The following is a 17,348-nucleotide window of genomic DNA, read 5'->3' on the forward strand; positions in this document are numbered from 1 at the left end:
TATGGAAGAGGGCGGGCGGCTGATCCGAAATTACGGTCTCTTCTGGCGCAAGCACGAAGTGGACTGGAAGCAGCGGCGGCACGGAAGGCTTATTGGGCTCGGCGTGCGCAAGATAAACGGCGGCCGAGTAGATTTCTCCCAGCAGCGTGGCATCTACGCTCTCTACGATGACACCTTCCGGCTAATCTATGTGGGTCAGGCAGGCGGCAAGGATCGACGCCTCTATCCTCGACTCCGCAAGCACGCGCATAGCGTTCTTTCTGAACGATGGACACGATTTTCATGGTTCGGAATCTGCGATGTCGATTGGCAGACCGCGGTTGATGTTCGCGGCTTACGCGAGGTTCCCGACGAAATCCGGACCGATCGCGTCAATGTGCTCAATCATCTAGAAGCCATCCTCATCATGGCGGGCGAACCGATCAAGAACTTGAAGGGTGGCATCTTTGGCAAGGATGTTACGCACTTCCGACAAGTGCCGTTGAATCGTCAGAACCAAAAACCTAACGAAGAAGACTTTTCTGAGGAAGAAGAATAGTCTGACAAATGCTATAGATGGCGGTCTAGGTGATTGTAGACGAAATTGTGAAGGCGTTTGGGGTCTAGGGGGAGAATAATGGCGCTTTATCTGCTGAAGCCGGTGGTTTGGAATTCTAACGGCTATCTCCAACCCAGCGGAGCAATAGTTCATTCGGGCTATCCCAAAGAAAATGGATATGGGCATGAGGAATGGAATAACTCAAAACAATTAGAGTTCACCGAAGATGGCAAACGATGGAAGGCCTTCCACACGGAGGGCTTTGGAAATCAGCCTCTCGAGGCGCATGATGGCCGAGTTTTTGTGTTCATGATAGCCGCGCATTCGGGGCAACAATTTCTCATTGCAGTCGCAGGAAATGCGACATCCCTCATCGACGAGACGCAAAAAAAGCGACGCCTTTCAATTGTGAAGCGGCTTGGAATTGACGACCGATTTCGTCTGGATGCTTGGTCAGTCGCGCGTGTGAGAAAGTTGTTCCGGGATGATGAAGAACGATTCACACGGCACTGGAAGGACGAAATCCACTGGGTGCCGAACTGGATATGCCCTGCAGAATCCTACGTGCCATTGGCGGAACCTCTCCAACTAGATCCTCAGTCAATTTCCGGAAAAAGCTCATTAGTCAGAATGTTCGGGTCCTATCAGGAGATTTCGCGCCAAACCGCGCTTCGAATCCTTGATCTGCTGCGCGGAGATTTGCCGGCTCAACAGTTGAAACGGAACTGCACAGATGAGTCCGATATTGAAGAAGATCTCGCCGACTTACCCGTTGCGCCAACGACGAGAGCTGCGCTGATCGACGCCAGACTTGGACAAGGAAGATTCCGAGATAAAACACTCGCCTTTTGGGGTGGAAAGTGCGCTATCACTGGCTGCGGTGTAGGTGAAGTCATTCGCGCTTCGCATCTCAAGCCGTGGCGCGACTCGAGCAACAAGGAAAGGCTCGACCCGCGAAACGGACTGCCCCTCGTTGCACATCTCGACGCCTTGTTCGACCGAGGTTTGATCTCGTTCGGCGAGGCCGGTGATTTGCTGATATCAGGCCTAGTTTCTGATGACGAGCGACGCATCCTGCATCTATCGGACGGTTTGCAGAAACCGCCGCATAGTGGGACTGCCACATATCTAAAATGGCATCGTGACTATGTTTTTCGAGCTGGTTGAGATCTAAAGTTTAAGATGCCCCTAGGCGCGGAACACGGCGACAGTGTTCGCTTTCGCGGCAAAAATTCCTAATCGTGTAGAAAGGCCGGAGGCCAATGACATGATAGACGTCTGAGACATGCAGAGATCGAAGCTGCTGGAAATTAAGGTGTAAGGATTGGGCATACGGACCACATCGGCAACACGATCTCGCAGGCCTGAATGGAAGCGCGGTCTGGCACGACGACAAAAGGCCGACCCAATACCGGCCGATGCTGCCACTGCCTTGCGCGTTCGAGTCGAAAAGCGAATGCGCTTGGCCACGAAGGCGAAGGCTAGCGAAGCGCGCAATGAACAGGGCCAGCCAAAAAGCACCGGAAATGTCGATGGGATTATCGCGAAGTTGCCGCTGATGCAGCCGGATCAATTGGTCCGAATTTGGAAGAATGCTATCAGGCTGTTGACCAAGGGGAGCGCGACTAAGCCCCCGGCTGGACCGATCAAGATGTTGAACGCAGTCGAAGCTGAGTGGCGCAATAGAGGGCTCAAACAAATCAATCCGGGTGACTTCTTCAACTGGCCAACAACCGAGGCCAATGGTGGCGACCATAGTCTTTCGTTCGCGGGAAAGACTGATGACGGCATGTTGAGCTATCTGGAGTATCGGGTCGGAAAGACAAACGGCGAACCTGCGCCGGTTCGTCGCGCTATTCTTGATCGAGTTTTTGGCGCCTTCTTACCGCCGGTTTTTCCCAAGGACTACATGGATGCGTGGGGCGCCCCAAAATCCGCGGGTCGATTGAAGAAGATGGCCGAGTCTCTAGCTGCGTTCACGAGGAATGCGAAACGGCGCGATGCCGACCGCCTCGACGAAGCTATTCGAGAATGGGAAGCAGATCTCGAATACCTTCACGAGAAATACTACGTCGGTCGGTTCAATTTCGGATGGCCCTTGGCCGTCTTGACGTAGTGAGGTGTAATAAATGCCTGACCTTCCCGAGGTGCCCTTCGCGAGATTGGACGTGGAGCTTCCCGACTATGAAAAGCCGGACGGCACCAGGGCTTCGCAGCCGTTCTCGAGGTCAAGCCACGCGCTGTTCAGACGCGACACGCTGAAAAGTGACGGCGAAGGCGATGGACCGCGCACGGATTATTTCAAGCACCATCTCGTCCGGATTTTCGAAGAGATAGGAAAACCCGTCCCGTATCGGTTTACAGATAGTCTTGGGCGGCCACGCTCGATGGATGGTGGATGCCTCAAGTTTGTGGGTCCAGACGGTCAGAATGTCGCGGAGTTTGAATACAAGAACGGGTATATCGTTGCCGTCACGCCAAAACTGGAACTCTTGGTCCGACATGGCGTTCGATCGTCTGTCGCCACGGATATCGAGGCGATTCTGCATGCGCGTGCTTTGAGTCCCACGGAACGCAAGCAGCTTATCGATGCGCGGATCGGGCAGGGCCAATTCCGGACCTCAGTTATGGCCAGATGGGGAAACAAGTGCGCAGTCACGTCCTGCGATCTGCATATCGTTGTTAGAGCCTCTCACATCCTGCCTTGGCGCGACGCCGACAATGCCGAGCGCCTTGATCCCGAGAACGGCCTCCCACTAATAGCCACGCTTGATGCGCTTTTTGATGCGGGACTGATTTCATTCAGCGATACGGGAGAAATGTTGGTCAATCAGTCGGTTCTCGAAAACCAGCACAACCTCATAGGGAAGGCCAAGAGGTTGAGCCGGAAACCTGGGGAGCGAATGCAACAATATCTCGCCGGTCATCGACGGTCATTCGGCTTTCAGCATTAACGATGCCCACGATTCTCGCTGACAGCTTCACCTCGTCCCTGGCCAAGCTCGTCAACGATGAGCAGAAGCAGGCGAAGCTGACAGCGTTCGACCTACAGGCGAACCCCGACCAGCCCGGCCTGCAGTTCCATCGGATCGACAAATCGAGGGATCCGAATTTCTGGTCCGTGCGGGTCAACCGGGATCTGCGCATCATCGTTCACAAGACGGGTGGAAGCCTGATGCTCGTCTACGTCGGTCATCATGACGACGCCTACAAATGGGCAGAGCGACGCCGGATCGAGGCGCATCCCAAAACCGGTGCGATCCAGATCGTGGAGGTGCGCGAATTGATCGAGGAGATCGCATCTGCACCGGCCGGTCCTGCTCAGGCGACGTTGCCGCTTGAAGTGCCGTCGCCCGTCAAGGCGCCCTTGCTCTTTGCCGATCTGTCGAGCGACGATCTGCTTTCCGTTGGAGTGCCCGAAGACTGGCTGGACGATTTGGCCACTGCCACGGAGGACGAGTTTTTCGCCCTTGTTGGCTACCTTCCGCAGGAGGCTGTCGAGGCTTTGTTCGAATACGCGGCTACGGGCATGCTTAAGCCTTCAGTCGCCCCGGTCGCCGATCCTCTCGCGCATCCCGACACGCAGCGCCGGTTCCGGATTTTGGAGGGCGCCGAGGAGTTGCAGGCCGCACTCGATGCGCCTTTCGAGAAATGGGCCGTGTTCCTGCATCCACTGCAACGCGGCCTTGTCGACCGCGATTACAATGGACCGGCACGAGTGGCGGGCTCGGCGGGGACAGGAAAAACTGTGGTCGCGCTGCATCGAGTCATGCGCATTCTAAAGACGCGTCTCGATGCGCGCGTGCTCCTCACCACCTTTTCCGATCCATTGGCACGCGCTCTTGCTCGGAAACTTGCTGTGCTCGCGGCCGATCGGCAAGGTTTCCTAGGCCGTGTAACGATCTCTTCCTTTGAGCAGACTGCGCGTGAACTCTATGCACTCACCACCGGGCGCGAGCCCAACGTAGCTGACCAGGCAACTATGCGAACGGCAGTTCTCAAGGCCGCGGCCGACCAGCAGAAGAGTGAGTTTTCTTCGCAGTTCCTTGTCTCTGAGTGGGAAAACGTCATTGATGCCTGGCGGATCGACAGCGATGATGCCTATGCCACTGTCCCGCGCATGGGGCGCAAGAATCGACTCGGCGCACGCCAGCGCGAAAGGCTTTGGCGCATATTTGCCCGGGTGCGAGAAACGCTCACTAGGCGCGGGCTCTTGAGCCCGGCCAACTTGTTTGAGGCGGTTATGCTCGCCTACGCGACAAGAGCGGAAAAGCCCTTCACCCATATTGTTGTCGACGAGGCGCAGGATCTAGGCGTCGCCGAGCTGCGCTTTCTTGCCGCGATCTCCCCAGCGCAGCCAGATGGCCTGTTCTTTGCAGGTGATCTCGGCCAGCGTATCTTCCAGCAGCCATTCTCCTGGAAGGGGCTGGGTATCGATGTTCGCGGTCGCTCCTCAATTCTCAAGGTCAACTACCGGACCTCGCATCAGATCCGCCAGGCGGCCGATCGGCTGCTTCCATCTAGCGTTCGCGACGTAGACGGATTGGAGGATCAACGGTCAGGGACCGTATCGGTTTTCGAAGGGCCGGAACCTCAAATCGTCATTGCCGAAAGCGTAGACGCAGAAAAGGTTATCGTCTCCGCTATGCTGAGGGAACTGATCGGCGAAGGATTTGCACCTGGCGAAATTGGGATTTTCGTGCGCTCGCAACAACAATTGCCGCGCGCACGTGCAGCCGCAGAGGCTGCCTCCGTCAAAACCCGCACCTTGGTCGATGGCAGGACCGGCGTGGATGAGGCGTTGCTCGGCATCATGCATCTCGCCAAAGGCCTGGAGTTTCGCGCAGTGGTCCTTATGGCTTGCGACGAAGGTGTCCTGCCTCTGGAATCCCGCGTAGTGGATGTGGCCGATGAATTCGAACTGGATGAGATAATCGCGACTGAACGGCAACTGTTCTATGTCGCGGCGACGCGCGCCAGGGAGCGGCTACTCGTGTCATGCGTCAATCCTGGTTCCGAATTCCTCGATGACCTTCAGAGGTGGTGAACGGCACGGCCACGAGAACTGTCACCGCCTAGCCTTCGTTCTAGGTAGCTAGACTGATGGCTCTCCGTGATCTCGATTCGACCCTGCCTAGCAACTAATCGTCCTGGCCATCGGCGTTGCCGTCGTCATCGTCGTCTAGACTGTCGATCTTGTGCAGGATATTCGGGTCTCCTTCCCCATCCAGTAGCTTGATGAGACCGAGGACGGTCTCTCGAAGCTCCTGTTGATTGCGAAGGAGAAGTCGCTCGCGCCCCAGCGCCTCGCCGATTTGTGAGAGCACGTCGCGCAGACGTTGGGCCGTTGGATCTCGAGCCGAAAGCAGTGCGTATGGCTCGACCTCACGATATCGAAAGAGACCAGCAGCTGCTGAGAGGGCGTTTCTAAAACGTATGAGAAAGTTTCTTCTATTCAATCGCTCGCGCAACTCGCCTACCAGACGATCGGCGATCCGCTGGGCGAGTTCGCCGGTCAGCGAAGCTGGCGCCTCATTGCGCCGCGACAGGATCATGGCAAGCGCGTTCAGTGTGTCAGAGTTGGAGGGCCGAGCGGCAAGGACGACAAGCGCGCGCCCAATGCGTTCCGGGCCGGTAAGCGCCCGCCCTGCGCCTTGAGTGAGGACCTTTCTGGCATTCGCAGGGGCAAGTAGGGGATGACCGATTCCGCGAAGGTCGGCTTCCAGGGCGTCAACGATGGCGTTCTGCACGTTCTCAGGGCAAAGAGTGAACACCCAAGTGAGGCATCTCAGATAATCATTGTTTCGCAGCCTCCTCCGAGGCTCACGGAGGGTGAGTTGGACAATTTGGCCCATGTCATTGAGGCTCTGCATAAATGCCTCGGAGGCTACGCCCGACAGGTCCAATGGCAATTCGCCGTTTGTGCCGACGGGGCGTGTTCTCGCTCTAGTTTCAGGATCGCGCATCGATCTCGAAAGGAGCTTTGCCATCTGATCAGCACCGCCCGAAGGCCCGTCTTGAAGGCAATCCAATATCCCTCTATAGCGCGCGTTGCCGGTCCAGAACTCCATGTTCGCGAGCTCGACGATTCGGTCGGGGATGATTGGCGGTGGAGTGCTTAGCTTTGTTAATATCTCCTCGGGACTCTCCTCGACCACGCTGATTTTCTCCCAGTCGAGTAGGATTGGGCTGCGCTGTAGCGGCTCCCATTCCGGTGACGTCAGAGAAAGCCTTGCCCAGCTTTGCCCAGGCGTTTGCCTAAGTCGAAGCTCGACATTCACATCCTTGGTTGGCGGCACGTCTTGCTGCGCGCGCCAGTGGCGAACCTCCCTCTCTCCCTTGACCACGTAGAAATCGATCTCTTTCTTCCCGCGTCCCCAAATCAAACCATCGTAGATGGGGGAGACATATTCTCGGTTCGCGGGCAGCGTCGCCTTGGTGCCGACCAAGTCCTCAAAGTGAGGTAGTTCGCCTTTAAGGATCGCTAGGCCTATCGGTGTGAGCCGATCAAAATAGTGCGGAAGACCTCGTTCGATAAGTTGAGCCGCCCTCAGAGATCCGCGTGCTATTGAAGACCATTCCAACCGGTGCAGGTCGGGAATTTGATCGCTCAGAGAGTCGGCCAGTATGGTCGCGTATGGCTCGGCCAGCGGGGTAGCAAGAAACGTCGCTACGACTTCCTTGCTCTCCGCCACGCCATCGCAACGATACGGCTGCACCACAACGCACGGATCAAGGCGAGGCGCCACGATCTCCATCCAAGTGCCATTGTCGTTCCTGAGGATCTCCGTCTCACCTGCGCTCGCCTGACCGAAGAGTAGCTTCGATGCAAGTTGGCTCTTTTCCCCACTGCCGATCTCAATCGACGGATTTGCGATTATCACCTCTTTTTGAGCGCGTCTTAGCATCGCCCTTAGGGCTAATTCCGGAACGACGATCCGGCCGTAGCCATCTCGTTCCGGCGCGAGATGGCCCGGATGATCTCGGTCCCCGCGAAGACGCAACGACTGCATCTCGATGCCCGAACTCGAGTGGATCAACAATCGGACGAGCCCGCCCTCGAGATGTCGAGATATCGAACCGACCTCGAGGGCATCTAGGAAAAGCGCTACAGGTCGCCAGAGCAGCCGGTGAGCGCGTCGGCCGTGGCCGAGCAGGTTCAGCAACCGAGCTTGGGATGCCTCAGCGAACGCGTCATGGTCTGGAACCGTGATCGTAACGGAGTGCGCTTCTCGGGCTAGCGAGTCGACGATGGCCTTGAAAGTGTGGAGATCGCGCGCTTCCTCAGGAGTCTTAGCGAGATCGTCGCAGATTTCCGTTACTTGCACGCGCCGAAGTGGATCGCCAAGCTTTCCCCAACCTAGGCCGCGTCCATGTGGCGATAACTTGGCTTGGGGGCCACCGATCCAGACGCCCGATTCTTGGCGGACGACTACACCGTGGATACCGCCATCCACAAGAATTGGATTCGGCGGCAGCACGAGGGGGTCATCTGGCTCCCAGTTGCGCGCCGCGAAATCGTGCCAGCCATTAATATCCATGCCGGAGAGTCGACGCATCAGCCGGCCTTTGCCTGGATCACAGACGTTAGGAAATTTCTCACGGCTGCTACGCCCTCGCTAAGGGCGCTGCCATCGGTTCCCATAGTTGCGGTCAGGACGCCGTTGCGCTCCATAATCTCGGCCTCCTTGCCCGCGGCAGCAGGGCGCAGCACGATTCCCGCGGCGAGCTGGGCCTTGCGGCCGAAGGGGAGCAAGTCGGAGACTTCAGCAATTTCGCCCTCCACCAAACCCCCTTCGATGTCCCAGACTGGCCAAATAGCAAAATTGGTTAGGAAGGCCTGTGCATCGCCGACACGGCCGATACGAACCCAGATCGGTGCGCCAAAGTCTCTCAATCGCATATCGGGATTGGCCATCCGGTAACGGACCTCGACCACAATGCCGCTGCTAGGCAAATGGAAAACGCCCAACGGGTTGTCGTGATCGGTCCACGTTCCACGCCTCTGCTCATCAAGGAAACTAAGTGGGGCCGACGCGATCAGACGCGCGCCCGGCACGCTGACCAAGGCAACCATCACCGCCAGCGTGCAGAATTCTTCCCACGATCGGGCCTGCCACTGCCAAAGTTCGTCGAAGATCCGATCGTGTTTGAGGAGCTCTTGCCACCCCTCCCAGATCGCATGATAGCGCGGGTTCTGCTGAAGCACGAAGTTGGGGGTCACCCCGGCTTCAGCAAGCCGCACGCCGCGATCGGCAAGGTCGCGAGCGAGACGCTTACATCGCCGCTCGAAATCCTTGACCTTCCGTGCCCGATTGGAAAGTGCCTTTGTGCGGTTTCGATCGAGATAGCTTCGCGCCGCATATCGGGCAAGCTCGGCATATGCGCGAAGCACCCGGTTCTCAAGCGTGTCGAAATTCTCCTCACGAGTAACAGCCAAAAGGCGTTGCCTGTCGCCCGCGCGCTCGGCGAGCGTCTCGCCGGGCTGCCGCACCAGCCAGGTCATCGCGCGTCTGTCCAATTCCTGGACACGCGAAATAGGAACCTGCTGGTTCGTGCGTCGAAGGATGCGCCGCGGCGTGCGGTCCAACTCGTCGAGGGTCCGGGAGAGGGCGGCCGCGTGATGGACAATCAAATCCATTCGGGGCGGGACGTCATTGCCTTCTTCCGTCCAACGCTTTCGGAGTTCTTCCCATAGGTTGGCAGGGTCGGCCAACGCGGTCTCGACATCGCGCAGTCGATCCCAGACCGCTTCCGCACGCAGCATCAGGCGACGAGCGGCTTCCTCCTCGGCCGTTTGCGGATCGTGGGTTCTTGAGGGTCTTTCCGGTGCAGAGTGCCAAGAGAACTTTGTGGTGCCGGTCGTGGTCGGGACAGTCGAGCCGGTCGAATGTCTCAGCGGAAGTGGCAGGACGAGTAGCGTTCGACCATCGTCCGTGGAGAACCCCGAAACAGGCTCGCCGAGTTTCGTGAGACTAGCCGCACCAGCAGTCGTTCCTGCAGGCACGTATAACCACAGGCCAGCGCGGTTTTGGTCCACGATGGCGGTCGAACCGGATGCAAGGAGTCGCCGGTGGCGCCGCTTCAGGTCCACCAGGGCCCAAGGTCGCAGCCACAGCTCGATTTCACGCTTCTCCGTCACTTGGATCAACTCTGCCGCGTGAGACCTCGCCATACGAATAAACCGGTTCCGGTCTGCTGCCTCTCAACGAGATCGCTTATCCGGTCAGCAAACATGCTGTCGCCGAGATCGTCGCGCAGCAGCTTCACCAGCCGGTCGAATGGGTCCCGGTGGCCTTCAATATCGAGGCCACGTAGCTTGGGTAGAATCCGGAATTCGATCTGGTCGGCTAGCGGCACGCGGATATCGACACCGCCATTCCCCTCCACCGGATAGTTGGCACAATAGGCGAGGATGGCATCCCGCAATCGGTGGCCGAAGGGCCGTCCGCAACCCTCCATGATGTCAGCAAGCCCATTAACGATCTGACCGGCAAGGTTTCGGCGCGCGTCGTCGAGCCTGTCCGAACCCTTGACCCATGTTCTCCAGCTCTTGAAGGACATCGCACCGTCGGGTCGCGCCACATTGCCAACTTCGTTCATTGTTGGAAAGTCTTTTGGCGCTGCGAACTGCATGACATTGCCCCGATCGAGCACCTTGTCTGAGAGCGACTGCGTGCTTTCATCATCGTTCATGGTGCCGGCGAAGAGGACGTTATGCGCGGAATAAAGCGACAGTGCCTTTTTCAAGCCGCGAATGTCGACCGGGATGAGAGCGTCCTTGCGCTTTTTGTCATCCTGCGATTCTTGAAAGCGGGGCCGCACTTCAAGGCGGCTGAGGAACTCCGAAAAGTAATATTCGACGCGAGCGAGGTTCATTTCGTCCAGGAGCACTAGTGCCATATGATCGCGGCGGTCGTAAAGACTGGTATCGATCTCGACGGTTCTGAATGGGTCCATATGAACCAGAAGACGGGCAAGATCGGTCGCGCGATACTTCTTTTCAATATAGTTGTAAAAGCCAAGCAGATCTTGGGGGCTGTCCCAACGCGGCTCGACCGCAATTTGCAGGAAATGCATTCCCATTGCCTCCGCATAGCGCCTCGGCAGCAGGCTTTTTCCTGTGCCGGACACGCCCGCGAGCACAGTGAGCTGAGCATTGTCATTGATCTTCAAAGCGGTGTGAAAGGCCCTGACTGTGCGCCCGCTATATGACAGCCCATGCTTTTGCAGATAGCCGGTGACGTCATGCAGAGCCGCGCTTTCTGTTCGCCCGGCATCCCGCAACGTTGCTGGTGTCTCGAGCAATGTTGGCAACTTGGTGAGGTCGGCGAGGATGGCTTGTTCGTCCACTGCGGCCATGTCAGCGCCGCCACTTTCCGAAAGCAGTCGTTCTCGCCGTGCCGCAAGCTTGTCGACCTCTTCCGCCAGTTCGTCGCGACGTTCACGTTTCTGGGCGAGGTCGACGGCGATCGCCTGAACTTCACTCTTTTTCAGCTCCACAGCGTCGCTTCGCTCTGCCAGGTCCTCCAGCTCCCGTTGCAAGTGGTTGCGGCGCGTTTCGACACGGCCGAACTCGTCAGATGCACGGGCTAGTTCATCCCGCAGCCGATCCACCTGGTCCTTGATAACAGTCAGTTCCTCGACCTGAACTGAAAGGCGTTCGGCCTCACCATTTAGCCGTTCCACTTCCACTTGGATGGCGGCCCTGGTAGCCTCTAGGCTCCGCGCCTCTTCGAGCGCCCGCAACGCGATATCGCGCTCGGCTCGAAGTTCAGGCAGTTTGGCTTCCAGCTGGTGAAGTTCCTCTGTCAGACGCTCCACCTCACGCTTGCGCTCGACAATCCGGCCAGGGTCCAGATCGGCGGTCACTCGATCAAGTTCGTCAGTCGCGGCTCCGAGCTTCTGCGAAACTTCGGCTAGTTCGGCCGCCGCAGCCGAAGCGTCGCGCTTAACCTCGTCGATCTCCACTCGCGCGGATTCGAGATTGGAGAGTTCTGCGTTGGTGGCATCTCGCCTCTCTTCCAGAGCCGAGACCTCAGCGATCAAACGATCTTTCTCCTGGATTTTCTGTTCGACAATGCTCAGTTCTGCTCGTCGTTGGGCTAATAGCCCTTCCTCTTGTGCGCGCAGCTCGCGCACATGCTCGTAGCGAGTCGCATCAGGAAGCCGGGCGCGCCGAATCTGAAACATGGTTGCGATACCGCTCATTAAGACGGCGAGAGCTGTTAGTGCCAACAGCGAAGGCAGAACGAGGGTGGTTGGATCAAAAGCTAACATCGTGGTTTCTCATTCCTTCGCTACGGGCGGCGGCACAGATTTGTCCGTGGCGGGCGGACCGGGGCCGGTCGCAGGTGCTGCAAGGATGCCGGCTTTGACCTCCGCCAAACGGGCTTTTGCAGTTTCAATTTCGTCGTTCAGGCTTGCGAGGGTATCTTTTGCTTCCAACGCCATCTTCTCGGCTTCAACCCGCGCGATCTCGGCTTTTTTCGCCGCCTCTACGTCCATTGCGGTGTCTGCGATCTGTGCCCTCGTGCGAGCCAGTTCGGCCTGTGCGTTGGCAAGCTGGCCACTCACCCCCACCAGATTGCCTTGCGTCTTCGCCAATTCTTTCTCTGCCGCCGTCCGCGCCGCAGCTGCCTGATCCGCGGTCGCAGCATCTTGCGTAGCAGCGGCACTTTGCGACTGCAGTCGAGCTACGTCCACCTGAAGTCGAGTGAAGGTAGCGGTTTGCTGAGTAACGTCGCCTCGGATCTTTTCGAGAGAGGCAAGCTGCGCATCCAATTGAGCTTGCGCAGCCGCAGTATCCGCCTTCAGCTTCGCCAAGCGGTCATTCAACGTAGCCTCAGTCGAGCTAGCTTCCGCCAATCGCGTCTCTGCGGCGACGCGTCTCTGTTCGGCAGCCTTTGCCTTCTCTTCGGCCTCGGAGGTTCGCTGCCCTTTTTCGTCTGCAGCGGCCGAAGCATTGGCTAACATCTGCTGCGCTCCGCTCAAGGCAGCCTGTTTCTCAGCTAGGTCCTTTTTTACGGCTGCGAGGTCGCTCTCAGCCTTCTCGAGTTCATCTCTCGATTTTTCGACATCACGTTCAACCGTAGCCCCTTCGGAAAGCGCTTTCTGGGCTCTTGCCTCGGCATCCGAACGCGACTGTTCCTCTGCTGAAATCTCGTCCTTCACCTCTGCTAGATTTGCTTCCAATTTCTTGAGCTCTTGAGAGGTCTGCGCCAGATCGTTGGTAGATTTCTCGATCTGCGCATTTAGCTGGGTAAGAATGCTTTTGGCTTCATTCTCGGCTGCCTTTGCCGCAGCTTGGCCTCTTTCGGCCTCGGCAAGTTCGGAGCGCGCCTTGTCCAATTCAACCATGGCATGGTCGCGATCACCTTTTATCTTGTCCGCGTCCGAGGCACTCCGTTCGGCATCCTCTTTTGCGCGCTGAGCTTCTACTCTTTTGTCATCGAGGCTACGAATAGTTTGCTCCAACTCACCTTTTCGCTCCTCCATCGCCGATACAATCAGCGTCCGGCGCTGCAATTCGGTCTCGCGACTCTCTGCGACGCGCTGGGCACCCTGAACCATTGTGAAGACGATCAGGTTCAATCCGACTACGGCCAGCCCGAGCATCGCCACGAGAGCGATCCATATCCGTCCGCCGACTGGCGCGGCTTGGTCTCGGGTTGAGTCAGGCGCGCCTGAGTTCATATTCAATCCGGTCAAGGCATGCCTCCATATCATTCGCTAATTCGTGAACCCAGAAGCGGAGCACTTTCCAGCCGCGGGCACGAAGTTCGGCATCCCGCAGCCGGTCGCTCACCTTCCGGTTTCCGTCCGCATCCAAGTGCCAGCGCCTGCCATCCACCTCGACATCGAGTTTGACCCCTTGAGGGTCGAGCGCGAAGTCGAGGTATCGTGTGCCAACCGGGTATTGCGCGATCGGCTGAAGAGCTCGCGCTCGCATCGCGGTGTCGAGTCTGCGCTCCCAGTCGCTGTCGAAGGGCGGGCGCGGGGGTGACCAAGGAGTGATTGCGCGTTGTGCGAGATATTCTATGTGCTTAATATTACAGGACCGAGCGTGAGATAGATCCCCCACTACAATGCAGAGCGCGCGAGCCCGGCTAATTGCCACGTTCAGCCTCCGGCGTTCTTTTTGCAGAAAGGTTCGGGCCGAGGAAGGGCAGCCGGGGGCAAGCACCAGCGAGAAAAGAATTACGTCGGCCTCGCCGCCTTGAAACTTATCCACTGTCGCAATCCTAAGCGACAGGCGCTCCCGTTGCGTCTTCGTCAGGAGGCCTAGGACCTTGACTTCGATTTCCGCCACCTGCGCGTTGAATGGGGAAATCACTCCGACCGTGCCCTTGAACTCCACGTCATCGGCAATTCGGCGCAGAACTGTGGCGATATGCTCCGCCTCGGCCTTGTTAATGGTTCCACCCTCATGCCTGCTGGCTGTGCCCGCAACATCCTCCCAGACCAAGCCGGGCTTGTAGCCAGACGGGGGATGGAAGGCATCATCCTCTCGCCTGCTCACGAGCTTGCCGCTATAGAAATCGGAGTTCAGATAATCGACAATCTGCGGTGCCGAGCGAAACTGGTCACGCAGGAACAGGCGCCGTGCGTTCGGCTGGCGCGCACAGAAATCGAACAGCGAGTTTATGCTTTGCGCGATCGACGCCCGTCCCTGTTGCGGGATGCGTTCCGCATCCATAAGGGCGTGCTCGGTGGCGATTCCCAATGATGGGACGAAACGCAGCTGCATAGGGTCGCCTACGACGACTGCCTTGCGCGCCCGCGCCAAGAGAGGCAGGGCTGAAGCAATGTCGCACTGGCTCGATTCATCGAAGATGACGTAATCAAAGAGGCCAGGAATGAGCGGCACTCGAGAGGGGACTGAGAGCGTGCTGATGGCCCAGACCGGACGATGCTCAAGCACTGCGCGAGCGTCTTCCGGCATCATCCTTCGCGCACTCTTGATGTTGCCGAATTGGATTTCTTTGGCGCGCTCGGATATCCGCAACCACTCCGCCTCTCCTGCCTGCGTCTTCACGGCCGCCAGTCTCGGCAAGAACGAGCGGATCTCAACTGCACCTACGGCCGGGTCGAAGTCTCTTTTGCTGTCGTCAATCGGTCGCGAGCCTAGTTTTTGAAGTCTGCGCCGCACCTCCGCTATTCGCGCATTTAGTTCAGAGAGCGGAACAAGATCGGGCAACGGAACGCTAAGATCGACTGGTCGGCCCAGTAACCGATGCAGGGAAAGCAATGCGCGTTTCACCCATGAAACGCGAGGTCCTCTTGCTGACCCGTCCGGAAGGTGGCGGCAGATTTGCTCATGCCGATCGGTCAGCTCAGATAACGCTATGTGAAGGGCCGTGCGCTCGCGCATCCGCCGACGGTCAGCCGCCCCCGATTGCGCGGAATTGAGCAGGCCGATCCGTGCGGCCTCGATGCCGTCGACGTCAGCCGAATTCCTCGCTTCGCCACCGGCGATATCGAAAAGCGCATTAAGAAAATTTGTATTCCGATCGCCGTCAGCATCGCGACCTCGAACCAATAGGGGAGCGGCGGGGACGATCTCCTTCAAACGTCGCTCAATCTCGTCCAAGGCTTGGTGATTTTTCGCCGCAAACAGCACGCTCCGACCGGCCATCACAATCGAGACAATGAGGGAAAGTATGACTTGGCTCTTGCCGGTGCCGGGCGGCCCTTGGATTACCGTCAAAGGCCCTTGCAGCGCCGCTTCCGCTGCCTCCAATTGACTCTCAGTCAAGTTTGTCGGCGATAGGATGGCCACTTCAGAGGTGTCGGGGCTCTTCGCATCGCGCGCGAACAACTCCGCCAGCGCTGTGCCGGAACGCTTTTCAGTCGTCCATGCGCGAAGAGCCTCCAGATCGTCGGCTGCTCCCTTAGTGAAAGTCCCATCCTCTATCAGGAACAGGGCCGCCGCATTTCGCAGACCCGTGCCATGGACGGTCAGCTGCGGCGTGAGATTGGCTGGACGGAGCTCCACGCCGCCTAAGGTCGCTAGAGCGTGCCGCATCCGGCTACTCACAGCGCCGAGGTCGCTTTCCTCTCCCTCGGGGAAAAGTGTGTCGAGCAGCGCACTTTCATTCCAACTGGAGTTGCGCCGCACCTCCCTCAACCACGCTGGGTTTACGGACGGCTGTGAGGCCTCCAAATTCAGCACCAGATCTGACCCTTCGATTCGCCAGTCAGCTGGCAAGAGCAGACCAGGTATACAGGCCGGGCCCTCCGCGATCGAAAAGATGGAGACAGGCCATCCAACGGCAGCCGTCCCAACTGTCCGGCGAGCAAGTGCTTCCCGGAAGCTTGCCGGCAAACACTCCATTCCTACGCGGAGTTCGGCGTCTTCCCACCAATGGCCCGAACTGCGAAGAAGTTGCCAGCTCACAGCATGGCGGTCAGGGAATTCCACTATCTGTCCACGGGGATCCTGACGTTGTGTCGCAGAGTAGTAGCCAAGGAGCGTCGCCCAATCCGGCAAAGGCGCGACTGTAGGCGACTCGGGAATTTCCGCGGGAGGACGGGGGTCCACATTTCTGCAGGTGGCAGGAACCGAGTAAAGAATTGTTGCGCCAGCATTGCTGGCGCTGGGGTTGGTCCCCGTCGTTGGTGTAGCGATAGCCGGTTGTGAGACTACCATCCATCGTCCGTTCCGCACCCGCACGATTTCTCTGCGCTCGGCGAGAGAGAGCAGTCCGGCAAGCAACTCGGACGCGCCAATGCGTAGCCCGGACGCCCTCAACCGCCAGACAAGCTGATCGTCGGTGGCGCCTCGCGGGTAAAGCGCGAGTAGCCGCCTAATGGTGTGGTCAAGCAATGAAACCCCTTCGAAGTCGTTGGTCGTCTAGCGCTTTCGACATCGACCCCATCTCCACAGTATCACTTGATGGTAATCGCCGACAACTTGTTTGCGGTCAATTCAGTGACGTAGGGTAATGTGGTTGGTGTGTAACAGTATTCAGTTCGGCCAAACTCAACCATCCTCCAACTCGCCAAGTCGATGAGCGTCGTCGTCCATAAGGCTGTCGAAATCGTCAGAGAGTTCGTCAAGTCGCTCGACGCACCAGAGCCGACACCGCTTGCCTGAAGAGGCCGGTGCCCCTTGTGGTCGTAACACCGGTCTAGCTCTCAACAACTGGGTAGAATGGTCGTCCCCAATCCTCGGTTGAGTTGTCCATCATAATGTCGATCATGATCGGGATGAGAAACCCGATGATATCGGCCCCGTCACGAAGTTGGTCGCGGTTAGTGCTCGAGTTCCAAGTTGCGCCCCCGTGAACAAGTTGGTTGCGGAGCACATAGAGGCGGTCGAATAGCATCGACAGGATGTTGGCGGTATCGCGAGTCCTCAGCGCTCCGTGGAAGGCACGCCTGGCGGCATTGAATCGTTGCTCCCAGTCATCGTAACCATCGATCCCATTTTGGTGGGACCAAAATGGGCCAAAGACGAAGCGATTCTCCAGAAAGAGCCGTATGGGACCAGGGAAGCGTGTCCAGACCGCGTCATAGATGCGGCTGTTCTTGTCGAGGTCGCGGAGCATTCCGAAGAACCATGCAAATGCTTCGCGTTCACCTCGCACGTCGCGCTCGTCCGCATAGGCCGCGTTAAATGCGATCCAGAGGAAGAGGAACGCTGCAGCGGGATCGTTGGCTTCTGCTTCAGCCCGTCCGATCCAACTGATCGACCGATGGACGCGAAGGCCGAAATTCTCGGGGAAACCTGCCCGAAGTTGACGCTGCTTTTCCTTGAGCGCCTCAAACCTAAGCCGAGCTGCCGCGTTGTCCTTCATCGATTCAT

Annotated in this window: 11 protein-coding genes; 5 read left to right on the forward strand and 6 right to left on the reverse strand. The window is 58.0% G+C overall.

Annotated features, from left to right (window positions below; genetic code table 11):
* The first annotated feature begins 1 nt into the window (after position 1).
* From NKJ77_RS20730 to NKJ77_RS20750, 5 genes are all read left to right on the forward strand, one after another.
* Positions 2–538: a GIY-YIG nuclease family protein gene (locus NKJ77_RS20730; protein ID WP_352535673.1), complete on the forward strand. Its 537-nt coding sequence runs from the start codon at positions 2–4 to the stop codon at positions 536–538.
* A 78-nt stretch (positions 539–616) separates the two neighbouring features.
* Complete coding sequence (locus NKJ77_RS20735; RefSeq protein ID WP_352535674.1) at positions 617–1,705, forward strand: HNH endonuclease; 1,089 nt, start codon at positions 617–619, stop codon at positions 1,703–1,705.
* Positions 1,706–1,994: 289 nt separating this feature from the next.
* Positions 1,995–2,654 carry a hypothetical protein gene (locus NKJ77_RS20740; RefSeq protein ID WP_352535675.1) on the forward strand — a complete coding sequence of 220 codons (660 nt, stop codon included), beginning with the start codon at positions 1,995–1,997 and terminating at the stop codon, positions 2,652–2,654.
* A gap of 13 nt (positions 2,655–2,667) precedes the next feature.
* Complete coding sequence (locus NKJ77_RS20745; RefSeq protein ID WP_352535676.1) at positions 2,668–3,492, forward strand: HNH endonuclease; 825 nt, start codon at positions 2,668–2,670, stop codon at positions 3,490–3,492.
* 2 nt (positions 3,493–3,494) lie between these two features.
* Positions 3,495–5,585 (forward strand): 3'-5' exonuclease, encoded by a 2,091-nt coding sequence (locus tag NKJ77_RS20750; protein ID WP_352535677.1) that lies wholly within the window; start codon positions 3,495–3,497, stop codon positions 5,583–5,585.
* A gap of 94 nt (positions 5,586–5,679) precedes the next feature.
* Here NKJ77_RS20750 and NKJ77_RS20755 read toward each other — a convergent pair whose 3' ends face one another.
* The 6 genes from NKJ77_RS20755 to NKJ77_RS20780 all read right to left on the reverse strand — a co-directional run bounded on the left by NKJ77_RS20755 (position 5,680) and on the right by NKJ77_RS20780 (position 17,340).
* Positions 5,680–8,079 carry a hypothetical protein gene (locus tag NKJ77_RS20755; protein ID WP_352535678.1) on the reverse strand — a complete coding sequence of 800 codons (2,400 nt, stop codon included), beginning with the start codon at positions 8,077–8,079 and terminating at the stop codon, positions 5,680–5,682.
* Positions 8,080–8,096: 17 nt separating this feature from the next.
* Positions 8,097–9,305 (reverse strand): DUF2357 domain-containing protein, encoded by a 1,209-nt coding sequence (locus NKJ77_RS20760; protein ID WP_352535679.1) that lies wholly within the window; start codon positions 9,303–9,305, stop codon positions 8,097–8,099.
* Between the two features lie 380 nt (positions 9,306–9,685).
* The gene (locus NKJ77_RS20765; RefSeq protein ID WP_352535680.1) at positions 9,686–11,818 is read right to left on the reverse strand and encodes a DUF8727 domain-containing protein; all 2,133 of its coding nucleotides are present in this window, start codon (positions 11,816–11,818) and stop codon (positions 9,686–9,688) included.
* 9 nt (positions 11,819–11,827) lie between these two features.
* Positions 11,828–13,249, reverse strand: coding sequence for a coiled-coil domain-containing protein (locus NKJ77_RS20770; protein WP_352535681.1), 1,422 nt, complete (start codon positions 13,247–13,249; stop codon positions 11,828–11,830).
* Entirely contained in the window at positions 13,215–15,713 is a 2,499-nt protein-coding gene (locus NKJ77_RS20775) for an AAA domain-containing protein (protein WP_352535682.1), read from the reverse strand. Before NKJ77_RS20775 ends, NKJ77_RS20770 begins: the two co-directional genes overlap by 35 nt.
* Before the next feature lie 958 nt (positions 15,714–16,671).
* Positions 16,672–17,340, reverse strand: coding sequence for a hypothetical protein (locus tag NKJ77_RS20780; protein ID WP_352535683.1), 669 nt, complete (start codon positions 17,338–17,340; stop codon positions 16,672–16,674).
* Between the last annotated feature and the right edge of the window lie 8 nt (positions 17,341–17,348).

Origin of the sequence: Mesorhizobium sp. M0052, assembly GCF_040323255.1 — a bacterium.
GTDB lineage: Bacteria > Pseudomonadota > Alphaproteobacteria > Rhizobiales > Rhizobiaceae > Mesorhizobium.

Coding starts and splice junctions, on each gene's coding strand:
- NKJ77_RS20730 (WP_352535673.1), top strand. CDS start 2: ATGGAAGAGGGCGGGCGGCTGATCCGAAATTACGGTCTCTTCTGGCGC.
- NKJ77_RS20735 (WP_352535674.1), top strand. CDS start 617: ATGGCGCTTTATCTGCTGAAGCCGGTGGTTTGGAATTCTAACGGCTAT.
- NKJ77_RS20740 (WP_352535675.1), top strand. CDS start 1,995: ATGCGCTTGGCCACGAAGGCGAAGGCTAGCGAAGCGCGCAATGAACAG.
- NKJ77_RS20745 (WP_352535676.1), top strand. CDS start 2,668: ATGCCTGACCTTCCCGAGGTGCCCTTCGCGAGATTGGACGTGGAGCTT.
- NKJ77_RS20750 (WP_352535677.1), top strand. CDS start 3,495: ATGCCCACGATTCTCGCTGACAGCTTCACCTCGTCCCTGGCCAAGCTC.
- NKJ77_RS20755 (WP_352535678.1), bottom strand. CDS start 8,079: ATGGATATTAATGGCTGGCACGATTTCGCGGCGCGCAACTGGGAGCCA.
- NKJ77_RS20760 (WP_352535679.1), bottom strand. CDS start 9,305: ATGCTGCGTGCGGAAGCGGTCTGGGATCGACTGCGCGATGTCGAGACC.
- NKJ77_RS20765 (WP_352535680.1), bottom strand. CDS start 11,818: ATGTTAGCTTTTGATCCAACCACCCTCGTTCTGCCTTCGCTGTTGGCA.
- NKJ77_RS20780 (WP_352535683.1), bottom strand. CDS start 17,340: ATGAAGGACAACGCGGCAGCTCGGCTTAGGTTTGAGGCGCTCAAGGAA.